20 protein-coding genes and 1 riboswitch are annotated in these 22695 nt (G+C 72.0%); of the genes, 5 read left to right on the forward strand and 15 right to left on the reverse strand.

All coding sequences use genetic code 11. From position 1 onward, the window contains the following. Nucleotides 1-6 precede the first annotated feature (6 nt). The 6 genes from OHB41_RS14975 to OHB41_RS15000 all read right to left on the reverse strand — a co-directional run bounded on the left by OHB41_RS14975 (nt 7) and on the right by OHB41_RS15000 (nt 5330). Nucleotides 7-759 carry an endonuclease/exonuclease/phosphatase family protein gene (locus OHB41_RS14975; protein WP_266698615.1) on the reverse strand — a complete coding sequence of 251 codons (753 nt, stop codon included), beginning with the start codon at nt 757-759 and terminating at the stop codon, nt 7-9. Nucleotides 760-1143: 384 nt separating this feature from the next. Beyond that, nucleotides 1144-2097 carry an ROK family glucokinase gene (locus tag OHB41_RS14980; RefSeq protein ID WP_266698616.1) on the reverse strand — a complete coding sequence of 318 codons (954 nt, stop codon included), beginning with the start codon at nt 2095-2097 and terminating at the stop codon, nt 1144-1146. A gap of 54 nt (nt 2098-2151) precedes the next feature. Next, a complete protein-coding gene (locus OHB41_RS14985; RefSeq protein WP_266698617.1) occupies nt 2152-2622 on the reverse strand; it encodes a DUF5304 domain-containing protein in 471 nt (156 codons plus the stop codon). A 57-nt stretch (nt 2623-2679) separates the two neighbouring features. Further along, on the reverse strand, nt 2680-3849 hold the full coding sequence (locus OHB41_RS14990) for an ArsA family ATPase (protein WP_266698618.1): 1170 nt from the start codon (nt 3847-3849) through the stop codon (nt 2680-2682). 129 nt (nt 3850-3978) lie between these two features. Beyond that, nucleotides 3979-4425 (reverse strand): SRPBCC family protein, encoded by a 447-nt coding sequence (locus tag OHB41_RS14995; RefSeq protein WP_266698619.1) that lies wholly within the window; start codon nt 4423-4425, stop codon nt 3979-3981. Between the two features lie 107 nt (nt 4426-4532). Beyond that, nucleotides 4533-5330 carry a metallophosphoesterase family protein gene (locus tag OHB41_RS15000; RefSeq protein WP_266698620.1) on the reverse strand — a complete coding sequence of 266 codons (798 nt, stop codon included), beginning with the start codon at nt 5328-5330 and terminating at the stop codon, nt 4533-4535. 296 nt (nt 5331-5626) lie between these two features. Here OHB41_RS15000 and OHB41_RS15005 point away from each other — a divergent pair, with 296 nt between their 5' ends. Further along, complete coding sequence (locus tag OHB41_RS15005) at nt 5627-7423, forward strand: AMP-dependent synthetase/ligase (RefSeq protein ID WP_266698621.1); 1797 nt, start codon at nt 5627-5629, stop codon at nt 7421-7423. Nucleotides 7424-7462: 39 nt separating this feature from the next. Here the strand turns inward: OHB41_RS15005 and OHB41_RS15010 are convergent, their stop codons facing one another. Together OHB41_RS15010 and OHB41_RS15015 are read right to left on the reverse strand one after the other, a co-directional pair. Then, nucleotides 7463-9046, reverse strand: a complete 1584-nt coding sequence (locus OHB41_RS15010; protein ID WP_266698622.1) for a GMC oxidoreductase — start codon at nt 9044-9046, stop codon at nt 7463-7465. A 452-nt stretch (nt 9047-9498) separates the two neighbouring features. Then, nucleotides 9499-10641, reverse strand: coding sequence for a glycosyltransferase family 4 protein (locus OHB41_RS15015; protein WP_266698623.1), 1143 nt, complete (start codon nt 10639-10641; stop codon nt 9499-9501). Between the two features lie 151 nt (nt 10642-10792). Here OHB41_RS15015 and OHB41_RS15020 point away from each other — a divergent pair, with 151 nt between their 5' ends. Next, entirely contained in the window at nt 10793-12025 is a 1233-nt protein-coding gene (locus tag OHB41_RS15020) for a glycosyltransferase family 87 protein (protein ID WP_266698624.1), read from the forward strand. Here the strand turns inward: OHB41_RS15020 and OHB41_RS15025 are convergent. Next, nucleotides 11986-13305: an MATE family efflux transporter gene (locus tag OHB41_RS15025; protein WP_266698625.1), complete on the reverse strand. Its 1320-nt coding sequence runs from the start codon at nt 13303-13305 to the stop codon at nt 11986-11988. The two genes, OHB41_RS15020 and OHB41_RS15025, sit on opposite strands and share 40 nt — an antisense overlap. A 94-nt stretch (nt 13306-13399) precedes the next feature. On the opposite strand from OHB41_RS15025, the gene OHB41_RS15030 reads away from it, so the two are divergent. Further along, nucleotides 13400-13924, forward strand: a complete 525-nt coding sequence (locus tag OHB41_RS15030; protein WP_266698626.1) for a PadR family transcriptional regulator — start codon at nt 13400-13402, stop codon at nt 13922-13924. Nucleotides 13925-14101: 177 nt separating this feature from the next. On the opposite strand, the gene OHB41_RS15035 is transcribed toward OHB41_RS15030, so the two are convergent. From OHB41_RS15035 to OHB41_RS15055, 5 genes are all read right to left on the reverse strand, one after another. Next, on the reverse strand, nt 14102-15298 hold the full coding sequence (locus OHB41_RS15035) for a hypothetical protein (protein ID WP_266698627.1): 1197 nt from the start codon (nt 15296-15298) through the stop codon (nt 14102-14104). A gap of 32 nt (nt 15299-15330) precedes the next feature. Beyond that, a complete protein-coding gene (locus OHB41_RS15040; RefSeq protein ID WP_266698628.1) occupies nt 15331-16362 on the reverse strand; it encodes a C40 family peptidase in 1032 nt (343 codons plus the stop codon). Between the two features lie 223 nt (nt 16363-16585). After that, a complete protein-coding gene (locus tag OHB41_RS15045; protein WP_266698629.1) occupies nt 16586-17626 on the reverse strand; it encodes a C40 family peptidase in 1041 nt (346 codons plus the stop codon). A 421-nt stretch (nt 17627-18047) separates the two neighbouring features. Next, nucleotides 18048-19397, reverse strand: a complete 1350-nt coding sequence (locus tag OHB41_RS15050; RefSeq protein ID WP_266698630.1) for an NYN domain-containing protein — start codon at nt 19395-19397, stop codon at nt 18048-18050. A gap of 34 nt (nt 19398-19431) precedes the next feature. Next, entirely contained in the window at nt 19432-19671 is a 240-nt protein-coding gene (locus OHB41_RS15055) for a hypothetical protein (RefSeq protein WP_266698631.1), read from the reverse strand. Between the two features lie 130 nt (nt 19672-19801). Between OHB41_RS15055 and OHB41_RS15060 the strand changes: the two genes are divergently transcribed. Together OHB41_RS15060 and OHB41_RS15065 are read left to right on the forward strand one after the other, a co-directional pair. Next, nucleotides 19802-20533: a rhomboid family intramembrane serine protease gene (locus OHB41_RS15060; protein WP_266698632.1), complete on the forward strand. Its 732-nt coding sequence runs from the start codon at nt 19802-19804 to the stop codon at nt 20531-20533. Beyond that, complete coding sequence (locus OHB41_RS15065) at nt 20530-20811, forward strand: Lrp/AsnC family transcriptional regulator (protein WP_148013620.1); 282 nt, start codon at nt 20530-20532, stop codon at nt 20809-20811. Before OHB41_RS15060 ends, OHB41_RS15065 begins: the two co-directional genes overlap by 4 nt. An 87-nt stretch (nt 20812-20898) precedes the next feature. Here the strand turns inward: OHB41_RS15065 and OHB41_RS15070 are convergent, their stop codons facing one another. Then, nucleotides 20899-22260, reverse strand: a complete 1362-nt coding sequence (locus OHB41_RS15070) for an aminotransferase class V-fold PLP-dependent enzyme (protein WP_266698633.1) — start codon at nt 22258-22260, stop codon at nt 20899-20901. Nucleotides 22261-22444: 184 nt separating this feature from the next. Further along, a riboswitch (SAM riboswitch) is annotated at nt 22445-22561 on the reverse strand. Between the last annotated feature and the right edge of the window lie 134 nt (nt 22562-22695).

The raw sequence follows: 22695 nt of genomic DNA on the forward strand, positions 1-22695 counted from the left end.
GAGGCCTCAGGACGCGGGCACTCTGAGGGCGGCCAGTACGGGCAGGTGGTCCGTGGCCGCCCTCAGGTCCGTCTCCGTCACGCCGGGATGGCCCAGTGGCACCCCGCATCCCAGGATCTCTACTCCCTTCGTCGCGAAGACCGCGTCGATACGGCGGTGGGGCGCGTCGCGGATCCAGGTGTGCTCGGCGCCCCAGGGGCGGGTCGCCCAGCCGTCCTGGAGGGATGCCGCGAGGCGCTCGAAGGTGCGGCCGTCCGGGCGGTCGTTGAGGTCGCCGCCCGCCACGGCGTGCGGGGTGCCGAGGGCGGCCAGGCGGTCCAGGAGCATGCCGCCCTGCTCGTGACGCTCGTCCGCGTCGAGCGACAGGTGGCAGCTCAGCACGCCCAGGCGGGCGCCGCCGAAGCGGACGACGGCCGTGGCGAAGCCCCGGCGGAACTGGCCGGGGGTGAGCGGGAGCAGGACGTCCTCGGTGCGTTCGACGGTGGCCCGCAGGGAGCACAGCAGTGCGGGGCCGGCCGCCGGGGCACCACCGGACAGGATCATCTGGCCGGAGGCCGCCGCGAGACGGGCCAGCTTCTTGCGCCAGCGGAAGAAGCGGGGGGCTTCCTGGATCAGGACCAGGTCCGGTGCGCAGGCGCTGATCACGCGCGCGAGGGCGTCGGTGTCGTCGCGCATCGAGCGGATGTTGTAGCTGAGCACCCGGATCACGGCGGAGCCGTCGGGTTCGGTGTGGGAGTGGGGCAGCGGGGTCGTCGCCATGCGGATCAAGATACGGGGGCGCTCCGCTGGGTGGGGCGGAAATCGCGGTCGGTTCGGATCTCGGCCGCGGGGGCGTCGTGGCTGGTCGCGCAGTTCCCCGCGCCCCTGCGGGGGCACGGCAGTGCGCCGCACGCAGCTGCGAGGAGTCCGGCCCGGCGCCGCCCGCGCACGAAAGATCCGCCGCACGACGGCGACCACCCCCGGCGGGGCGAATCGCGGTCGGGCCGGATCCCGGCCGCGGGGAGCGTCGCGGCTGGTCGCGCAGTTCCCCGCGCCCCTGCGAGGGCACGGCAGTGCGCCGCACGCAGCTGCGGGGGCACGGCAGCGCCCGCCGGCTTCGAGGGCGCGGCGGGCGATGTCGGGTGACTGGGTGTGGCGCGGGCGTCACATGATCGGGTCGGGCTCCCGAGCCAGGTCCGCCGCGCCCACGAGGCCGGCCTTGTTGCCGAGCTGGGCGGCGATCACATCGGCCACGGGGCGCCAGTTGCCTCCGACGAGCCAGCGCTTGTACGACTTGCGGATGGGGTCGAGGACCAGCTCACCCTCGTCCGACAGACCGCCGCCGACGATGAAGGCCGAAGGGTCGAAGAGCGAGGCGAGGTCGGCGAGACCGGCACCGGCCCAGCGGGCCAGCTCCCGGTAGGAGTCCACCGCCACCGGGTCGCCCTGCCGCGCCGCCACCGAGATGTGCTTGCCCTCGATGCCGTCGGGGTTGCCGTCGCCCAGCGCGAGCAGGATCTCCGCGTTCTCGGGCGTCGCGTTCGCCCGCTGCTTGGCGTAGCGGACGAGGGCGCGGCCGGAGGCGTACTGCTCCCAGCAGCCCTGCGAGCCGCAGCCGCACAGCAGACCGTCCGGCACCATCCGGATGTGGCCGAACTCGGCGGCGACGCCGAAGTGCCCGCGGCGCAGCTTGTTGCCGATGATGATGCCGCCGCCGAGGCCCGTGCCCAGCGTGATGCAGATGACGTTCCGGTGGCCCTTGCCCGCGCCGAACTTGTACTCGCCCCACGCCGCCGCGTTCGCGTCGTTCTCCACCACGACCGGCAGCCCCACGCGCGCCTCGACCTCGGCCTTGAGGGGCTCCTGCCGCCAGTCGATGTTGGGCGCGAAGTAGACCGTCGAGCGCTGGCGGTTCACGTATCCGGCCGCGCCGATGCCCACGCCGACGATGTCGTGTCCCGCGCGCGCGCCCTCGACCGCGGCGGCGATGGCGTCCACGATGGCCTGCGGCGTGGTGGGAGTCGGCACCTTGTGGGTCGAGAGGATGTTGCCTTCCTCGTCGACCACACCGGCCGCGATCTTCGTGCCGCCGATATCGACGCCGATGGTGAGTCCCATGAATCCCTCAGTTTCGGTCGAGCCCCGCTACGGCCAACCGTACCCGAGCGGCCTTTAGTCCAAGTCAATCCGCTCCCCCGGACCGGTGCCCTCGTCGCGAGGGCCGGTCTCCGGGGTCGTCCAGCGCCGTTCCTGTGCCTCGACGGCCGAGCGGTAGGCGGCGAGCAGCTCGGAGCCCGCGGCCGCGAGGTGGTCGAAGACGTCGGGGTTGCGCTCTATGACCGGTTCGACGGCCGCCTTGGCCTGCTGCACGACCTGGCTGACCATCTGCTGGGCGGTGCCGGAGGCGATCGCTCCGAACAGCGGTGAGTTCAGACCGGACAGCTTGTCGGCGACCGCGTCGACGAGTTTGCGCAGTTCCTCGGAGGCGGAACCCGGCGGAGGCCCGTACTGGGTGCGGCGGCGAGCCTTCTCCGCCGCGAGATCCTCGGCGCACGCCTTCGCCCAGGCGTCGGCGTCACTGACGCGCGCTTCGTCCACCGCCTCGTGCTGAGCGGCGTCGGACGTGGTGCGCTCTTCACTCATGGCGGACTCCTGCCTACGTTTCCTCCCTTCGACGTTACCCGAACAGGGGTACCCGGTTCACCGTGTGCGCGGCCACAGATCCGGGTCCGGCGCGAAACGGATCCTCAGCTCTCCCCCGCGCAGCGCCGCGCCGTCCACGGCGCAGCGGCGCAGCGCCGACGGCAGCGGCACGATCCGGCGGAACTGCCCCACGGTGACGACCAGTTCGTCACCCCTGCGGATCAGGTCCAGTTCCTCGCGTATCGCGCCGGGGAGCGGGATGTGCCACACGAGGACGCCGTCCTCGGCGAGGTGGTCGAGGACGGGCCACTCGACCGGGGTTGGCGTTTCGTTGACACCGGGCAGCGGGAGCGCGCCGAGGTCGTCGGTGCCGCGCGGGTCGCGGGCCAGGTGCGGGATCTCGTGGACGGCGTACGCCTCCCGCCACTCGTCGAGCGCCTTGCGCTGCTGGGCGGCGAGGGCCCCCAGCCAGGTGTCCGGGGTGGCGGCGGGCAGCACCCGGTTGGCGAGCAGCGTCTCGACGCGCAGGCCGCGCAGGGCGAGGCCGGTGACGGCGGTGCGGGCGGCGTCGGTGCCGGCCGGTCCGGGTTCGGCGACCACCCGTACGGTCGTGGTGGGGTCCTCGACGACCGACGCCACGGCGGCCAGCTCGACGTCCCAGCGTGCCGCCGTCTCGTACAGCCACTCGGCGGGCATCGGGACGCCGGCGAGGCGGCCGAGGACGGGCCGCAGGGCACGGGCGGCCTGGCGCTCCGCGGGGAGCAGGCGGCGCAGATAGCGGCGGAGCTCCTCGGGGAGCGCGAGCAGGGCGAGGGCCCGCGGGGTCGGGGGGAGGTCCACGACCAGGAGGTCGTAGGTGTCCGAGGTGGCCGCGTCGCGCAGGGCGCGCAGCAGGGCCAGCTCCTCCGCGCCGGGCAGCGGGGTGAGCTCCTCGGCGTCCAGTCGGGCGGCGCCGAGCAGATCGAGGGCGGCGGTCGCGCGGTCCTGGAAGGCGGTGAGGTCCTCGCGGAAGCGTTCCGTCGCGTCGGGACGCCAGGTGGTGAGGCCGGGGGCGGCTTCGACGGGCTCCGCGCCCGTGCGGGTGCCGAGCGCGGCTCCGGGGGTGTCGGTGCGGTCGGCGCTCAGCAGCAGGGTGCGGGTGCCCTCACCCGCGGCCTTCAGCGCGGTGGCCGCCGCGAGGGTCGTACGGCCGGTGCCGCCGGAGCCGGTGATCAGGATGGTGCGCATGGAAGGGAACGCTACCCGCGCCGGGCGTCCCCGCCGCCCCGCCCCGTCGCCCGTGCGCTCCCGGAGGCCCCGCGCCGACCCGCGGTCGGCGGGTGTGCGGACCCGGGTCGGTCCGGCCGCGGACCGGGTTCAGCCCGCGTCGCCCGACTCCACCCGCTTCTTCAGGCCCGCCAGGGCGCGGTCGATGATGACCTTCTCGGCCTTGCGCTTGATCATGCCCAGCATGGGGATCTTGACGTCGACCGTCAGCCGGTAGGTGACCTCGGTGGCGCCGGTGCCCGCGGGCTCGAGGAGGTACGAGCCGTCCAGGGAGCGCAGCATCTGGGACTTGACCAGGGTCCAGGAGACCTCGTGGTCACCGGTCCAGGTGTATCCCAGGGTCTGGTCGTCCTTGATGGCGCCGGCGTCCATGACGAGGCGTACCTGCTCGGCGCGGCCCTGCCCGTCCGTGCCGAGTACCTCGGCCTCCTTCACCTCGCCGGTCCAGTCCGGGTAGCGGGCGAAGTCGGCGATGACCGCCATGACGTCAGCCGGTGCCGCCTCGATCGTGATGCTCGAGCTGGTGTGTTCCGCCATCGCCGTGGCTCCTCCAGGTGCGGTCCGGTGAGGGAGGGTGGTGCGCACGTGTGTGCAGCGTGAAGGCTACCGCGCGTCGGCCGAACCATTGCCACCCCACCTGGCGTTCACCATTCCAGCGACCAGGGCCTTCCCGAACCGGCGAAGTGCCCGACGTTCACGCACTCCGTCGCGCCGATCCGCATCCGCGGGACGAGTGGCTGGTGGACGTGGCCGAAGAGCGCGTAGCGGGGGCGGGTACGGCGGATCGCGTCGAGCAGCGCACGGGACCCGCGTTCGAAGCGGCGCGCCACCGTGTCGTACACCAGATCGGGCACCTCCGGCGGGATGTGCGTGCACAGCACGTCGACCTCGCCGACCGCCTCGACCTTCGCCGCGTACTCCTCGTCGCTGATCTCGTAGGGCGTCCGCATGGGGGTGCGCAGGCCGCCGCCGACGAAGCCGAAGACCCGGCCGCCGATCTCCACCCGCTCGCCGTCGAGGACGGTGGTGCCGGGTCCGGCGTACTCCGCCCACAACGGAGGCATGTCGACATTGCCGTAGGTCGCGTACGTCGGTGTCGGGAACGCGGCGAACAGCTCGGCGTACTGCTTGCGCACCGCCTTCTCGATGACCCCGAGGCGGTCCATCCCCACACCGGCCCACAGCCGTGCCCCGAACTCCCGCGCCTCCGTGAAGCGCCGGGCGGTGCGCAGCTCGACCAGCCGGTCGGCGTTCTCCGTGCCGAAGAGGTCGGGGAAGATGCCCCGCGAGTGGTCGGCGTAGTCGAGGAAGAGCACCAGGTCACCGAGGCAGATCAGGGCGTCGGCACCGTCGCCGGCCCGGGCGAGGTCACGTGCGTTGCCGTGCACGTCACTCACCACATGAATGCGCGTCCTGCGGTTACCGCCTGGTGTGGGTGCCATGGCGATCAAGCGTAGGCCTGTGCGGCAAACGTGAACAGAGGCGGTCGGACCTGCGGTTACTGGCACGCCGAGAAGAGCGTGGACTACTGTGCGCGAAGGAACGCCAACCTGTGTGACGCAGGGAACATCTCGCCGGGACCCCCTATCGAAACAGCCGTACCGGTGGGTAACGTCCGGGCCGTCCAGTCGTACTCAGGATTTCAACAACGATCTTCCCGGGTACCTGCCCGAGCCTTGGACCGCACCGTCGCATCACACAGAGTCGTGGCGCCGGCGCCCTATGAGGAGCAGCAGTCTTGCGCGAGTTCAGCCTTCCGGCTTTGTACGAGGTCCCTGCGGACGGAAATCTGACCGACATCGTCCGCAGAAACGCCGCGCAGCATCCCGACGTCGCCGTCATCGCCCGCAAGGTGGGCGGCACGTGGACGGACGTCACCGCCACGGTGTTCCTCGCCGAGGTGCGGGCCGCGGCCAAGGGCCTGATCGCCTCGGGTGTGCAGCCCGGCGACCGGGTCGCCCTGATGTCCCGCACACGCTACGAGTGGACGCTGCTCGACTTCGCCATCTGGAGCGCGGGCGCCGTCACCGTGCCGGTGTACGAGACCAGCTCGGCGGAGCAGGTGCAGTGGATACTCGGCGACTCGGGCGCGACCGCCTGCATCGTCGAGCTGCCCACGCACGCGGCCTCCGTGGAATCGGTGCGCGAGCGGCTGCCCGCCCTCAAGCACGTCTGGCAGATAGAGGGCGGCGGGGTCGAGGAGCTGGGGCGTGCCGGCAGGGACGTCAGCGACGCGACCGTCGAGGAGCGCAGCTCGCTGGCCAAGGCCGACGACCCGGCGACCATCGTCTACACGAGCGGCACGACCGGTCGGCCGAAGGGCTGCGTGCTCACCCACCGTGCCTTCTTCGCGGAGTGCGGCAACATCGTGGAGCGGCTGCGTCCGCTGTTCCGCACGGGCGAGTGCTCCGTGCTGCTGTTCCTCCCCCTCGCCCATGTCTTCGGACGTCTCGTGCAGGTCGCGCCGATGATGGCGCCGATCAAGCTGGGCTGTGTCCCGGACATCAAGAACCTCACCGACGAGCTGGCCGCGTTCCGGCCGACGCTGATCCTCGGTGTGCCGCGCGTCTTCGAGAAGGTCTACAACTCGGCGCGCGCCAAGGCGCAGGCGGACGGCAAGGGCAAGATCTTCGACAAGGCCGCGGACACGGCGATCGCGTACAGCCGCGCGCTGGACACCCCGTCCGGCCCCTCGCTCGGCCTGAAGATCAAGTACAAGACCTTCGACAAGCTGGTCTACAGCAAGCTGCGTGCGGTGCTGGGCGGTCGCGGCGAGTACGCCATCTCCGGCGGCGCCCCGCTCGGCGAGCGGCTCGGGCACTTCTTCCGCGGCATCGGCTTCACGGTCCTGGAGGGCTACGGCCTGACCGAGTCCTGCGCGGCCACCGCCTTCAACCCCTGGGACCGGACGAAGATCGGCACGGTCGGGCAGCCGCTGCCGGGTTCCGTGATCCGCATCGCGGACGACGGCGAGGTGCTGCTGCACGGCGAGCACCTGTTCAAGGGGTACTGGAACAACGAGGCCGCCACAGCGGAGGCGCTGGCCGACGGCTGGTTCCACACGGGCGACATCGGCACCCTCGACGAGGACGGCTACCTCCGTATCACCGGCCGCAAGAAGGAGATCATCGTCACCGCGGGCGGCAAGAACGTCGCCCCTGCCGTGATCGAGGACCGCATCCGCGCGCACGCGCTGGTCGCGGAGTGCATGGTGGTCGGCGACGGGCGCCCGTTCGTCGGCGCGCTGGTCACCGTCGACGAGGAGTTCCTGGGCCGCTGGTGCGCGGAGCACGGCAAACCGGCGGGTTCCACCACGGCGTCGCTGCGCGACGACCCGGATCTCGTACGTGCGATCCAGGACGCGGTCGACGACGGCAACGCCGCGGTGTCGAAGGCGGAATCGGTGCGGAAGTTCCGCATTCTGTCCTCCCAGTTCAGCGAGGAGTCGGGCCACCTGACGCCGTCCCTGAAGCTCAAGCGCAACGTGGTGGCCAAGGACTACGCGGACGAGATCGAGGCGATCTACCGGGGCTGACCCCGGCACGTCCGGTTCAGGTGTACGGCTCTACGGCTCTCATGGCGCGGTGTCCTCGGCGAGGATCCGCGCCATGCCGCGTTCCGCGAGCGCGGTGATCGTCACGAACGGGTTGACCCCGATCGAGCCCGGTACCAGTGAGCCGTCGGTGACGTACAGGTGCGGATAGCCCTTCACCCGGCCGTAGTTGTCCGTCGCCCTGCCCAGCACGCAGCCGCCGAGCGGGTGATAGCAGAAGTCGTCGGCGAAGGTCTTGTTGTCGCCGAAGAGGTCGTAGCGGTAGATCGTCGCGTTGGCCGCGTTGATCCGGTCGAAGAGTTTCCTGGCCATGCTCACCGAGACCGCGCTCTGGGCCGCGGTCCAGCCGAGCTTCGCGGAGTCCGTGGTGGCGTCATAGGTGAAGGACGCCCGCTCCGGGTTCTTGGTGATCGCCAGGTAGAGGCTGATCCAGTGTTCCAACCCCATGGGCAGCGGGGCGATTTCGGCGAAGACGGGGTTGGAGGTGTTCGCCCAGTCGTCGATCCCCATGACGGGCATCGTGGCCTGGTTGGCCCCGACCGTGTCCCAGATGTGGTTGGCGCGGCCGGTCATGACGTTGCCGTTGGTCCCCCAGCCCGTGCCCACGCTGGCGTCCAGGGCGGGCAGGGCGCCCGTCTCCCGGGCCCGGACGAGGAGTTCGGTGGTGCCGAGGCTGCCGCCGCCCAGGAAGAGGTACGTGCAGCTGTACTGCTTGGTCTCCACCACCGCGCCGCTGGTGTCGATCCGGTCGGCGGTCAGGGTGTACGTACCGTCGGCGGCGCGCTGGACGGCCCGGACCCGTTCCAGGGTGTGGATGGTGACGTTGCCGGTGCCGAGCGCGGCGGCGAGGTACGTCTTGTCGAGGCTCTTCTTGCCGTAGTTGTTGCCGTAGATGACCTCGCCCGCGAGCGCCGACTTGGTGGCGGTGCCGGCCGCCTCCCGCTGCATGTAGGAGAAGTCGTAGACGTTCGGTACGAACGTGGTCTTCAGGCCTGCGTTCGTAGCGGCCTTGCGGGAGGTCCGGGTGAACTTGTACCACTCGGTGGACTCGAACCAGGTGGGGTCGACCGTGTTGACACCGAGCATGGTGCGGGCGCGCGGGAAGTAGGTGTTGTACATCTCGGTGGCGTCCACGCCGGGGAACTGCTCGGAGAAGTACGACTGCGGGGGTGTGACGGCCATGCCGCCGTTGACCAGCGAGCCGCCGCCGACGCCTCGGCCGACGTACACGGACATGTGGTCGTAGTGGACGCGGTCCAGGACTCCCGGGTACCGGCCGATGTCCTTGTTGACGAGGTCCAGCCACAGGAACGTGGCGAGCGGGGCCTCGGTGCGGGTGCGGAACCACATGGAGCGCTGGTCGGGGGCGCTGGTGGAACAGAAGACCTTGCCGTCGGAGCCGGCGGTGTTCCAGAGCCGTCCCATCTCGATGACGAGCGTGCGGATGCCGGCCTGGCCGAGGCGGAGGGCGGCCACGGCGGCGCCGTAGCCGGAACCGATCACGATCGCGGGGGCGTTGTCGACGGCGGCGGGTTCGGCGGCGTGGGCCGACTGGAGGCCGATGCGGGTGAGGCCGATGGCGGCGGCCGTCTGGAGGGCGGCCATGCCCAGGATTTGACGTCTTGTCAGGTGACGGTTTGTCATCTGATGACGAGTCAGGTTTTCTGTCATGTGCGCAGCATCGGCGGATTATTGGCTTCCGCCTAGGGGCTTCGCCCGGATTTCGAGGGGGTGGGGGTCGGTGTGCGTGGGGATGTGCGGGTGCGTCGGGGTTTTGCGCCGTTCCCCGCGCCCCTGAGAGGGGGTGGGGCCGCTGTGCCTGGGAATGCGCGGGAGCGCTGTGGCTGAGCGCGCCGTTCCCCGCGCCCCTGGGGAGTTGGTGGGGGCGACTGTGGATGTGTGCGGGTCCATGGGGGTTTTGCGCCGTTCCCCGCGCCCCTGAGAGGGGGCGGGGCCGCTGTGCCTGGGAATGTGCGGGAGCGCTGTGGCTGAGCGCGCCGTTCCCCGCGCCCCTGGGGAGTTGGTGGGGCCGGCGTGAAAACGTGTCGGGGGGTGGGCTACAGGAGGGCCTTGAGTTTTTCTGCCAGGAGGTCCCAGCGCCATTTCTCCTCGACCCACTCGCGGCCCCGTTCTCCCATGCGCCGGCGGAGTTCCGGGTCGGCGAGGAGGGTGATGATGCGGTCGGCCGAGTCGTCCGGGGAACCGCCGCGCACGACCCAGCCCGTCTCGCCGTCGAGGACCGCGTCGGGCGCGCCGCCCGAGTCACCGGCGACGACCGGCAGGCCGGTCGCGGACGCCTCAAGGTAGACAATGCCGAGGCCCTCGACGTCGAGGCCACCCCGGCGGGTGCGGCAGGGCATCGCGAAGACGTCCCCGGCGCCGTAGTGGGCCGGCAGCTCCGACCAGGGCACCGCTCCGGTGAAGCGGACGGCGTCGGCGACACCGGTCTCGTGCGCGAGCCCGCGCAACTCCTTCTCGTACGGCCCGCCGCCGACGATCAGCAGCACCGCGTCCGGCTCCGCCGCGAGAATGCGCGGCATGGCGAGGATGAGCGTGTCCTGCCCCTTGCGCGGGACCAGGCGGGAGACACAGACCACCACCGGGCGATCCGTGAGACCGAGCCGGGCACGGACCTCGGCGCCGCCCGAACCGGGGTGGAAGGTCTTCTCGTCGACGCCGGGCGGCAGCTGGACCATGCGCCCGGCCGCGTCCGGGCTCAGCGCGGCGGCGATCCGTGAGCGCGTGTACTCCCCCAGATACGTGATCGTGTCCGTGGAGTCGCCGATCCGCCGCAACAGCCCGCGCGCGGCCGGCAGTTGAGCCCAGCCGGCCTCGTGACCGTGCGTGGTGGCCACCAGCCGTCCGGCGCCCGCCCGGCGCAGCGCCGGCGCCATCAGGCCGAGCGGGGCCGCCGCCCCGAACCACACCGACGTACAACCGTGTTCGCGCAGCAGCCCGACGGCCCGGCGGGTGACGCCCGGCGTCGGCAGCAGCATCGTCGTGCGGTCGCGCACGACGGTGAAGGGCTGCTCGGCGTCGAAGGCCGCCGTCGCCTCGGCACCCTCCCGGCCGCGCTTCCAGGTGGAGGCGTAGACGACGAGCCGCTCGGGGTCCAGGCGCAGCGCCATGTTGTGCAGGAACGCCTGGATGCCGCCGGGGCGGGGCGGGAAGTCGTTGGTCACGATCAGGGTCTTGTGCATCGCGCCCGACAGTACCGAAACCCCCGTGCCCGTCCGCGTCCGGCACACACCCCCGCGCACGGCCCCGCTTCTTGGCTCTCGCACAGTCCGGCGCGCCATCATGTTTCCGCGCGGAACCGCGCGGGATCGGACGGACGAGGGCCAGGTGGGCATGACGGGCGCAAGGGGCGCGAGGTTCCCGTACGGACTGCTCGGAGCCTGGGGCCTGACCAGGCTGGTGCTGCTGCTCTTCGTCCTGAGGGTGTTCGTGCTGCCCGGCCCGGACGTCACCGGCGACGTCTCGGTGATCTACCGGGGCTGGTACGAGATCCTGCGCACCGGCACGTTCCCGCTCGACGACGTGACCTGGCAGTACCCGCCGGCCGCGTCGCTCGCGATCCTCTCCCCCGGGCTGCTGCCCTTCCTCGACTACCCGTCCGCCTTCTTCGTGCTGGCCCTCCTCGCCGACCTGGTGGTGTGCGCGCTGCTGCTGTACGCCGGTGTGCGCCCCGGCAGGACGCTCCGCGGCGCCTGGGTGTGGGTGGCCGGCCTCCCGCTGCTCGGACCGACCGTCTACGCCCGCTACGACGTGATGGTGACGGCCGTGGCGGTCGCGGCCCTGCTCGCGGGGGGCCGTCACCCGCGCGTGATGGGGGCTCTCGCGGGCTTCGGCGCACTGCTGAAGGTGTGGCCGGTCCTGCTGCTCGCCGGAGCCGTGAAGCGCCGCGCGTGGACCGCGGCGGCGGTGACCGGAGGCGGGATCGCCGTGCTGTTCTGGGCGGCGATGCCGGGCGCCTTCTCCTTCCTCGCCTTCCAGCGGGGCCGCGGCACCGAGGTGGAGTCGCTGGGCTCCCTGGTCTTCCACGTGGCCCGGCACTTCGGCTGGAGCGGTCAGGTGCTGCTCAACTACGGCTCGGTGGAGTTCCTGGGTCCGTACGTCGACGTGGTGAGCGCGGCGGCCCTCACGCTCAGCGCGGCCGCCCTGGGCTGGCTGCTGCTGTGGCGGCTGCGCAGCGGGCGCCTGCGGTCGCACACGCTCGCCGACGCCGCGTTCGTGGCGGTCCTGATGTTCACCGCCACCAGCCGGGTCATCAGCCCGCAGTACATGGTGTGGCTGGTCGGGATCGGCGCCGTCTGTCTCTGTTTCCGGGGCAGCCGGATGACGCCGCCGGTGGCGATGGTGCTGGGCGCGTGCGGTGCGACCGTGCTGGAGTTCCCGGTCTGGTTCTCGCACGTGGTGATCAGCGACTGGCTGGGCGTCACCCTGCTCTTCGCCCGCGACGGGCTGCTGGTGGCCGCCGCGCTGCTGGCCGCCCGCGAACTCTGGTGGGGCACGGTGACGCACCCGGCCCCGATCCTGCCCGCTCAGGCCGCCCGCACCAGGGAGCCCCTGAGCCCCTCCTGACGGCGGGCGCGGGCCAGCAGCAGCCCCGCGGCCGCGCACTGGACCGCCATGGACAGCGCCAGCGCCAGACAGATCCCGGGCAGCCCGAGCCCCGACAGCCCGAACGCGAGCGGCAGCTGGACCGCCGTGCCCAGCAGGGTCACCCGGAGCAGCAGCGGCGCTCCCCCGCTGCCCTCGAAGACCCCGCCGAGCGCGATGAAGCAGGCCATCAGCAGCAGGTACGGCCCCACGCAGCGCAGGAACAGCGCGCCCTGGTGGGCAACCTCGGGTCCGGCGCCGAAGGCCCGCATGATCCAGGGCGCGAGCGCCGACAGCAGACCCGCGGCCACCAGGCCCGCCGTCACGGAGACCGTGACGGCCTGCCGGCCGATGGCACCCCGCTCGTCCCCGCCGGTGCCGCGGATGTGCGCGGTGTGGATCGAGGCGGCCTGCCGCACCGAGTAGAACGCCATGGTCGCGACGTACATGACCTTGTACGCGACGGAGTACGCGGCCACGGCCGTCACCCCCAGCCGGGCCACGATCGCGACCAGGACCAGCGTCCCGCCCTGCCGCACGGTGAAGTCGGCGGACATCGGCAGCCCGGTCCGCAGGGTCCGGCGCAGCGCGGCAGCGGTGGCCTCGGAGGGCGCGGCGGCCCCGGCCTCACGCAGCAGCGTGTTCCCGCGCAGGGCACGCAGTCCCAGCGCGAGGGCCGCGCCGCGGCACAGGACGGTGGAGGCGGCGGCGCCCCGCACGCCGTACGCGTGGATGAGCAGCGGGTCGAGACCGAGGATCAGCCCGTTGGCGAGGAGGGCCAGGCGCATCGGGGTGCGGGTGTCGCCGGCGCCCTTCAGGATTCCGTCGACGAGGTTCTGCGCGAAGAAGACGGCGATGCCCGGCAGGGAGATCGCGAAGTAGCCGGCGGCCAGGGCCGGGGCGTGTCCGCCGCCGCCCAGCACCAGTCGGGCCAGCGGCTCACGCAGCAGGTATCCGCCGACGGCGACCACCGGGGTGACCACCGCGCACAGGGCGCCTCCCCCGCGTACGGCGGCGCGGACCGCGCCCGGATCCCCGGCCCCTCGGGCGTGCGCGACCAGGACGGTCGTACCGGAGGCGAAGACCAGGGCGACGCCGAGCAGCACGTTCTCGGTGGTGGTCGCGACGGCGACCGCGGCCACGGCGGGGCCGCCGAGGCGGGACACCCAGACGGTGTTGATGATCCCGGCGGCCACGGAGGCGAGCAACGAGAAGTAGACGGGGCGGGCGAGCGAGATGAGCTGCTTCCGGTGGGTGTTCATCCAGGACCCCCTCGATCCGAGTTACCTCGTTTCGAGGTAACTCGATAAGAGGTACCATGGGTTCTCGGACGATCGCAAGAAGGGACCGAACCGGATGCTGGAGCTGTCGATCCTGGGCTTCCTCGCCGAAGAACCGCTGCACGGCTACGAACTGAAGGAGCGCATCAAGGCGCTCAGCGGCCATGTGCGCCCCGTCAGTGACGGCGCGCTGTACCCGGCCATCACGCGCCTGGTGACAGCCGGCAAGGTCGACCAGCACACGGAGCCGGGCACCGGCGCGGCCCCGCGCCGCACCCTCTCCCTCACCGAGAAGGGCCGCGCGGACCTGCTGGAGCGACTGCGCCACCCCAAGCAGGCCGAGATCACCGACCACGTGCGCTTCAACACGCTGCTGGCGTTCCTGCGCCATCTCCCGGACCCCCGGGAGCAGGCCGCGGTCCTGCGGCGCCGACAGGCGTTCCTGGAGACGCCCGCGAGCTTCTTCTACAGCGAGGGCAGGCCCCTGCGCGCGGAGGAGACCGGCGACCCGTTCCGCGAGGGGATGCTGCGGGTGGCCCGGGCGACGGGCGAGGCGGAAAGGGCGTGGCTGACGGAGGCGATCACCCGCCTGGAGGGCTGAACGGGTCCGGGAGACCCCCTGTTCCGCAGCGGGAGACCCCCTGTTCCGCAGGACGTCCGGTCCGGGAGACATCCGGTCCGGGAGACCCCCGGTTCCGCAGGACGTCCGGTCCAGGCGGCGCCCGATCCGGACATCGGCCGGGTCCCGACGGCGGCCCCGTGCCCGACCGGGCCCCGCTCAGCCGAGCTGGGTCCGCAGATAGGTCCGCCACTGCTCGGTGAACTTCTCGGGCGTCGTGTGCAGCACGCCCCGCAGCGCGCCCTCCACGGCCCCCGCCCGCTTCCCGTGGTCGCCCACCGCCCGGTAGAACTCGTTCAGCCGCACCTCGCCCCAGCGGTCGGCGATCAGCCGGCAGGCCGTCCAGCCGCCCTCGTACGCCCGCGCCAGCCGCGCCGCGTCCCCGGCGAACCCGAAGTCCCCGTCGACCGGCAGCGCGGCCGGCAGGTGGCCGCCCAGCACCGCACGCTGCAGCTCCGGGGCGACCTGTGCCGTCGTACGCCCGCTGCCGCGATAACCGACCCAGTCCGCGTACCCCTCGGACAGCCACAGGGGCGTGGCGGCGGTCGTGTGGGCCCGGGTGGCGACGTGTGTCGTCTCGTGGGTCAGCACGACCTGCTTGCCCAGGTCGCCGAGCACGCCGTACGCCTCGGGGTTGACGATGATCCGGTCCGCGGGCGCCTTCGCCGAGCCGCCCGCCTCGCCGGTGGTGACCGCGGCGATCCCCCGGTAGCCGGAAGCCGACGCGCCGAGCAGCCCCGCCATGCCCTCCAGCGACTTCGGTACGAGGACGACGACGTGCCCCGCCCAGTCCGTGCCCCAGGCCTCGGACACGGCGGGCACCGCGCGGTCCGCGAGAGCCGCGTAGGCCCGCAGCCGCTCACCGGACTGCCCGACCCCCAGAACGAGGCTGTGCGCGCCCCGTACGGCCGTCACCGCGCCCTGCTCCCACAGTTGCCGGCCGGCCTTCTTCGAGGGCGCGTCGGAGGCGACCCGCCACCGCCCGTCGTCGTGGACCAGGCGCAGGGTGCGGTCGACCGTGACGGGAGCCCTGTCGTATCCCTCGACGCGATAGCGCAGCTCCGCGTCGGCGGTGGCCCGGTCCCCGGAACGGCGCAGATCGGTCAGGTGGTACGACCAGGCGGCCAACGGGACGGCGCGCAGCCACCGGAACTCGGTGACCGGGCCGGACGGTTCCTCGGTGGCGCGGTACGCCGCCTCGTCCCGGTCGAGGACCGCGGACGCCCGCCGGTCGAGGACCTGCTGCACCTCGGCGGCCGCGGTGTCCGGGGCCGGATGTCCGCCGCAGCCCACCAGCACGCCGAGCAGCAGCACCAGGGAACACCCCGCCCGCGACGCCCGCCCTCGACCTGCCACGTTCCCGATCGTACGGCGGTCCGGCGGCGCGGTCAGACCCGCGTCACGGACGAGATCGGCATCATGCCCACCGGGTCGTAGCGCACGGCGGCCCCGGGATAGGGCGCGTGGATCACCTGCCCGTTGCCCGCGTACATCGCCACATGACTCGCGTCCGACCGGTAGGTGACCAGGTCGCCGGGGAGGGCCTGGGAGAGCGGCACCTGGTGTCCGGCGTACCGCTGCTCCTGCGACGTGCGCGGCAGACCGACCCCGGCCCGCGCGTACGACCACTGCATGAGGCCCGAACAGTCGAAGCCGCCGGGCCCGTTGGCGCCCCACACGTACGGGCGGCCGAGCGCGGAGCGGGCCGCGGCGAGGGCCGCGGCGGCCCGGCCCGAGGAGGGCACGGCGCCTCCGAGGTCGGGGATGCCGGGGCGTCCGGAGCGCGAGGCCCGGTCGTAGGCGTCGCGCATGGCGTCGGGCAGCGAGTTGAGCAGCCGCCGCGCCTCGGTGAGTTTCCGCTCGACGGTCCGCTTGTGGTGGGCGACGGCCCTGCTGCTCCGCTCCAGCTCGGCGAGTTTCCCGGTCGCCTCCTTCCGCTCCTGGGCGAGATCGCGCATGGCGAGCTGGAGGTCCTTGAGTTCCTCCGCCTGGTGGGCGGTGATCCGGTCCAGCACGGCGGCCTTGTCGAGGTATTCGGCCGGGTTGTCGGAGAAGAGCAGCGCGAGGGAGGGGTCGAGGCCACCCGCGCGGTACTGGGCCACGGCGAGCGAACCGAGCGCGTCCCGCATCGTGTTGATGCGCTCCTGCTGGCGGGCGATCCGGTCCTGCGCCGTCCGCACCTCCTTGCGCAGCGAACCGGCGCGTTCGCCGGCCTTGTTGAATGCCTCGGTGGCCTTCTCCGCCTGGGTGTAGAGACGGTCCACCTCGGCCCGGGTGTCGTCCTGCGGTGCTGCGGCGGCCGGTACGGCACCGAGGGCTGCGGCGGCCACGGACATCACGGTGGCGGTGATGCCGGCGATGCCCGCGGCGCTTGCGCCCCGGTCGGACCCGGACGGTGCACGGCGGCGATGGGACCCCACGGTAGCCGCTCTCCCTTCCGCTGACGGTCCCCCGGAATCGGGGGAAACGCGGCAGACAGTAGCCGTGCGACTACGCAGCGGCCAAAGACCTCCGGGGGCGCGCAGCGCGGCGCCCCGCCGGAGACGCAGGTCACCGACGGGGCGTGGGGTCAGCGGGAGTTACCGCGATTCGCCCGTTTGGGCGGCTGGCCGGGGAGATTCCCGGAGCGGTTCGGAGGCCGGATCAGACCCGGACGCCGAACTGGAACGCTCCGCCGATGGTGCTCATCGACTCGTAGCGCACGACCGTGCCGGTACGCGGGGCGTGCAGCACCTGGCCGTTGCCCGCGTAGAGCCCGACGTGGTGCAGGTCGCCGAAGAAGAAGACCAGGTCACCGACCTGCAGATCGCTCTGCGAGTAGATGCGGGTGCCTATGGTGGCCTGCGATTCGGAGGTCCGGGGGATGGAGACACCGGCCTGGGCGTAGGACCAGGAGGTGAAACCGGAGCAGTCGAAGGAGCCGGGGCCGGTGGCGCCGTAGACGTACGGGGTGCCGATCTTGCTCTGTCCGGCGGAGAACGCGGCACCGGCGCGCCCGGAGGCTGCCTTGCCGGGGCTGCCGAGGACCGTGCGCTCGCTGGCGCGGGTGGCGCGCGACTGCGCCTCGTCGAGAGCCGCCTTCTCCTTGGCCGTCAGGGAGTTGAGGAGCTTCTGCGCGGAGGCGAGCTTGCCCTGGACTTCCTGCTTCTTCTTCTTGAGCTCGGCGCGGGTGTCGGAGAGGTCCTTGAGCTTCTCGGACGCTTCCTGGCGCTGCTGGGCGAGCTCGCGCTGCTTCTCCTGGACCTTCTTCAGCGCCTCGACCTGCTGACTGCTCAGCTGGTCCATCGCGGACGCCTTGTCCAGGTAGTCGTCCGGGTTCGAGGAGAGGAACAGCGCCACGGAGGGGTCGATGCCGCCGGTGCGGTACTGGGCGCTGGCCATCGAACCGAGGCCGTCGCGCAGCTCGTTGAGGTCCTGCTGGCCGCGGGCGACGTTGTCCTGCAGGGTGCTGATCTGCTTCTCCAGCTTGTCCTGCTTCTCCTTGGCCCCGTCGAGCTTCTCGGTGGCCTGCTCCGCCTGCTCGTAGAGGGCGTCGACCTTGGCCTTGACCTCGTCCTTGCTCGGCTTCTCGCTGGGCGCGGCGTTGGCGGCGTTGGCGCTGAGGGCCACGGCGGCCGCCGCGGCGGTGGTGAGCACGGTCACACGGGTGCGGCTCGGCTGCTTGGGTCGACGGTGGGACGCCACGAAGGCGAGCTCCTTCTTCCTCCAGCCGCCTGCCGAGACGCCGACGGGCGGTGCCCCTCCGCCGTCACTCCCAATGAGTGATCACCCGAGCGGAGGTTCGAGCCCAGACCCTAGTGACCTTCCTGTGATCAGTTCAAATCCAAACCTGAAAAATCTCGGTTACCGAGCGCATTCTTTGCACTCAACTCACCTGCAGTGATGCGTGATTGACGCTACGTTGTGTGAAGGTCTCGCCAAACGGGTCATCGCGCCCGGACGTCACACATGGGACGTACGAGCCCTTTGAGGCGTAGGCCGCAGATCGCCGACCAGGCGAAAACCACTTGATGAACCCGACGAAAGGCGCTCGACAGACCCCTCGGAAGGCGCTCGGCCGATCCCGCGGAAAGGCGCTCGACAGACGCTGCGGGAAGCCGCTCGGCTAACCCCGCGAAAGGCGCTTCAGGAGTACGACGGAGGCGACCGGCCGGGCGCCCGCCTTGGCGATCCCGTCGGCCACCTCACGGTCGGTGGAGACCACGATGACCGGCCGCCCCGGCGGCTCGGCGCGCACCAGCTGGCGGATCAACTCGTCCGCGGTGACGCCGGGTTTGGAGAACAGCACCCGTACCCCGCGCGGTGGCGCGAGCAGCACCGGCGCGGCCAGCTCCGCCCCGTCGAAGACACAGGTGACCTCGGCGCCGGTCTGCGCGGCGAGCTGGGAGAGCTGCCCCAGCAGCCGCAGCCGCTGCTTCTCCAGCGGCATCTGCGGATAGCCGGTCTTGGTGACGTTGTAGCCGTCGACCACCAGGTGCGCCTGCGGCAGCGCGAGCAGCTGGTCGAGGATCGCGGGATCGTTCTCGGACAGGGCGCGAGCGGCGATGTCCTTGGGGGTCATCCGTCCCGGTTCGACCGCGTCCACGGTCTCGGCGGGCCGTACGGACACCGGTGGCAGCGCGAGTTCGCGGCGCAGCCCCTGCGCCGCGTCCAGCACGGTGTCCAGCAGCAGCCGGACGCGCATGTCCTCGACGCTGCGCCCCTCGCGGGCCGCCTTACGGGTGGCCTCCAGGGCCGCCTCGGCCTCGGAGAGCCGTGTCTTGAGCCGCCGGCTCTCGCTCTCCGCGGCGGACACCTGGGCCTGCCCCTCGGCCCGCCCGGTGTCCATCTCGCCCTGCAGCTTGCGCAGCGCGGCCTCGCCCCGCTTGACGTCGCTGAGGGCACCGCGCAGCTTGCGGTGCAGCGACTCCGACTCCTTCTTCGCGGACTCCAGCTCGGCGCGCAGCCGTTCGGTCTCGGTCCGGGTGTGCGCCCGCGCCTCGGCGAGCTCCTCACGCAGTCGCTCCAGCTCCGCGCGGCTCTCCTCGTCGGCGCGCTCGGCGTCCGCCCGCAGAGCCTCCTCGCCCGCGGCGGTCACCAGCTTCACCCAGCCCGCGGGGCGCAGCACGTAGGCAGCGGCCGCCACGTCCAGCGGGTCCGCGGCCGGGGGCGGCGCACCCGAGTCGAGGGCGCCGACGAGCTCCGGCTGCGCCTCTCTGAGCTTCTCGGCGATACGCTGCCGGAAGAGCGGGTCGGTCTCCAGTGCGGCGGCCATCGCGTTGCCCGCGAACTTCGCCCGCCGGTTCGGGGCGAACCGCGCGTACTGCCGTAGCTGAACCGGCAGTTCGGCGATGGTCAGACCGCCGAACCCGTCGGAGACGATCTGTACGACACGGCGGCGCACGCCGTCGGGCAGCGGACGGTCGAGCACCTCGGCGGCGCCGTCGTCCGGCTCCCCGCCTGTGGTCTCCGCCATCCGTCACTCCATCGTCCGTGCGGGGCCCGCTCCCTCAGGAGCCGGCGCCCGGCCTGTCCACCAGTTCCACCTGATCCACCGCGTTGCACCAGCGACAGCGCACCGACTCGATGGTCTCACTGACCACCTCGCGCTCCTCCACGCTCGGCTCACCGCCCAGGTCGAGGTGCACGTACTCGACGACCTTGGACGAGCGGGTCACGTCGAAGCGCGTCAGATTGCCGCACAGGGTGCAGCGCCAGCGAGTCTCGGCGGTCGGAAGGGGAACCGTCATGTGGCAGTCGCTTTCCTTCTGGTGTCCGTGTGGCTCGTAACCCTACGGCCTGGCGGGTAGTCGACGCTCGGCCGTCCACAGCGGCGAGGCACTCTGTGTGCATCGGTCCGGTTACGTCATGCTCTGCAACATGATCGGCAACTGGAGGACGACGGTCGGCAGGACGGTGCGGGCCCAGTCCGCGCCCGTGGCGTACGGGCTGATCGTCCTGTGCTGTGTGATCTTCGTGATCGGCCCGGCGTCGGGGTTCAATCCGACGTACGGCACCGGTGACGAGCTGCTCGTCGCGCAGCGGGCCTACTTCCGGCGCTGGGGCGTGGTGCCCACCGACCTGCTCAGCGGGACTCCGGGCGCCCTGCTGACCCCCGCCACGGCCCTGTTCATCCACGGCAGCTGGCTCCACCTCCTGGGCAACATGCTCTTCTTCTACGTCTTCGGGGCCATGACCGAGGAACGCATGGGCCACTTCGAGTTCGCCCTCTTCTACGTCGGCTGCGGCTATCTCGCGCTGGTCGGCTACGCGGTCGCCAACTCCACCTCCGAACAGACCCTGGTCGGTGCCTCGGGAGCGATCTCCGCGGTCCTCGGAGCGTTCCTCTACCTTTTCCCCAAGGCCCGGGTGACCAGTCTCTTCCCGTTCCTCTTCTTCCTGCCGCTGCGCTTCCCCGCCTGGATCGTGCTGCCGTTCTGGGCGGCGCTGCAGTGGCTGGCGGCGGGCCGCAGCCCCTCGGGCCCCGGGGTCGCCTATCTGGCGCACCTGGTGGGCTTCTCGCTGGGCTTCCTCTACGCGTGGGTGCGCTTCCGGCGGCCGACTAGAGTGAAAGTCCCAGCAGCGGCCCCCGAGGGAGAAAACCAGCCGTGATCACCGCGATCGTGCTCATCAAGACCAGCGTGGACCGGATCCCCGAGATCGCCGAGTCGATCGCCGCGCTGGACAGTGTCAGCGAGGTCTTCTCCGTCACCGGCACGTACGACCTGATCGCCATGGTCCGGGTCAAGGCCCACGACGACCTGGCCGACGTCATCCCCGGCAGCATCAGCAAGATCCCGGGGGTCGAGGGCACCGACACGCACGTCGCGTTCCGCACGTACTCGCAGCACGACCTGGAGGCGGCGTTCGCGATCGGCCTGGACTCCTGACCGGCCTGGCTTCCTGACCGGCCTGGACTCCTGACCCCGCCCCCCACGCCGCTCCGTACCGCCGCGGGTCCTCCGCGGCCGCCGGGGTCAGACTGCGGGCACGCAGCGACCGCCCTCGGTCCGGTAGCGCCACTGCGCACCGTCCCGCACGAGCTCCTTCACGGCGCGCACGAAGCGCTCCACGTGCTCGTCCGGGGTGCCCGCCCCGAAGCTGACGCGGATCGCGTTGAGGGACTTCTCGCCGGGCGCGGCCTCGGGGGCCCCGCACTCGCCCTGGGTCTGCGGGTCGCTGCCGAGCAGCGTGCGCAGCAGCGGATGCGCGCAGAAGAGACCGTCACGCACCCCGATGCCGTACTCGGCGGAGAGCGCCGCCGCGAAGTGCGAGCTGTTCCAGCCCTCGACGACGAACGAGATGACGCCGACCCGCGGCGCGTCGTCGCCGAACAGGGACAGCACGCGCACGGCGGGCACCTCGGCGAGTCCCTCCCGGACCGTGCGGATCAGGTGCCGCTCGCGGGCGACGATCCGGTCGAAGCCCTCCTCGGTGAGCGCCTTGCACGCGGAGGCGATGGAGTAGGCGCCGATGACGTTGGGGGACCCGGCCTCGTGCCGTGCCGCGCTCTCGTGCCACTCGACGTCGACGCCACCGTCCGCGCGCCGGGCGACCTTGCGGCTGGCGCCGCCGCCGGCGAGGTAGGGCTCGGCCTCCCGCAGCCAGTCGGAGCGGCCGGCCAGGACACCGGAACCGAAGGGCGCGTACAGCTTGTGCCCGGAGAAGACGACCCAGTCGACGTCGAGGTCACGGACGGACACCGGGTGGTGCGGGGCGAGCTGGGCGGCGTCCAGGACGATCCGGGCGCCGTGGGCGTGCGCCGCCGCGGCGAGCTCGCGCACCGGCCACAGCTCTCCGGTGACGTTGGAGGCGCCGGTGACGCAGACGAGGGCCGGTCCGTGGGGGTCGCGGTCGGCGAGGGCGCGCTCCAGGACCGCGACGGCCTGCCGCGGGGTGCGGGGCGCGTCGAGGTACGTGACCCGCGCGTCCTGCCACGGCAGCAGCGAGGCGTGGTGCTCGGTCTCGAAGACGAAGACCTGGCAGTCGGCCGGAAGGGTGGCGGCGAGCAGGTTGAGCGAGTCGGTCGTCGACCGGGTGAAGACGACCTGGTCGTCCTCGCGGCAGTCGAGGAACTCCGCGACGGTCCCGCGGGCGTTCTCGAAGAGGTCGGTGGACAGCTGGGAGAGGTAGCCGGCTCCGCGGTGCACGCTGCCGTAGTACGGGGCGTACGCGGCGACGTCGTCCCAGACGCGCTGGAGGGCCGGGGCGCTGGCGGCGTAGTCGAGGGCGGCGTAGGTGACCTCGCCACCGGTGACGAGCGGGACGGTCACATCACGGCCCAGAACGGGCAGCGGGGCACAAACGGACTGGTCGGCGGCAGCGGTGGAGACAGACATGGCGCACTCCTGTGAGAGGCAGGCGGAAGCACCGCGCGAGCGGGGGCGTACGGAGGTACGCGCGCGCGGCTCGGCGCAGGTGAGGGTGAAAAGGGGTGTGCGGAGGCGGGGCTCTACGCCCTAGCGCATTCGCTTGCTCACAGAAGGCTCCCTCGAACGACCAGGACCCCTGGGATTCTCGAGGGGTCCGCGCTTGCCGTAGACCTCGCTGCCTACGGCCTGGTCTTCACCCGGGGCACCCCGCCACGGACGGAGGGTTGCCGGACAGCCGGCCGGGGCCTCATGGCTGTCGCTCATGACCTGATACCGCATCCTGCCACACGATCTTCCGGACGCAACCCCGGCGTCCATATGGCGGAACGACCTCGCCCTCGAACTCCGGACGCCCCGACCCCCTCAGGGGCGCGGGGAACTGCGCGACCAGCCCCCACCCAC

Origin of the sequence: Streptomyces sp. NBC_01571, from assembly GCF_026339875.1 — a bacterium.
GTDB lineage: Bacteria > Actinomycetota > Actinomycetes > Streptomycetales > Streptomycetaceae > Streptomyces.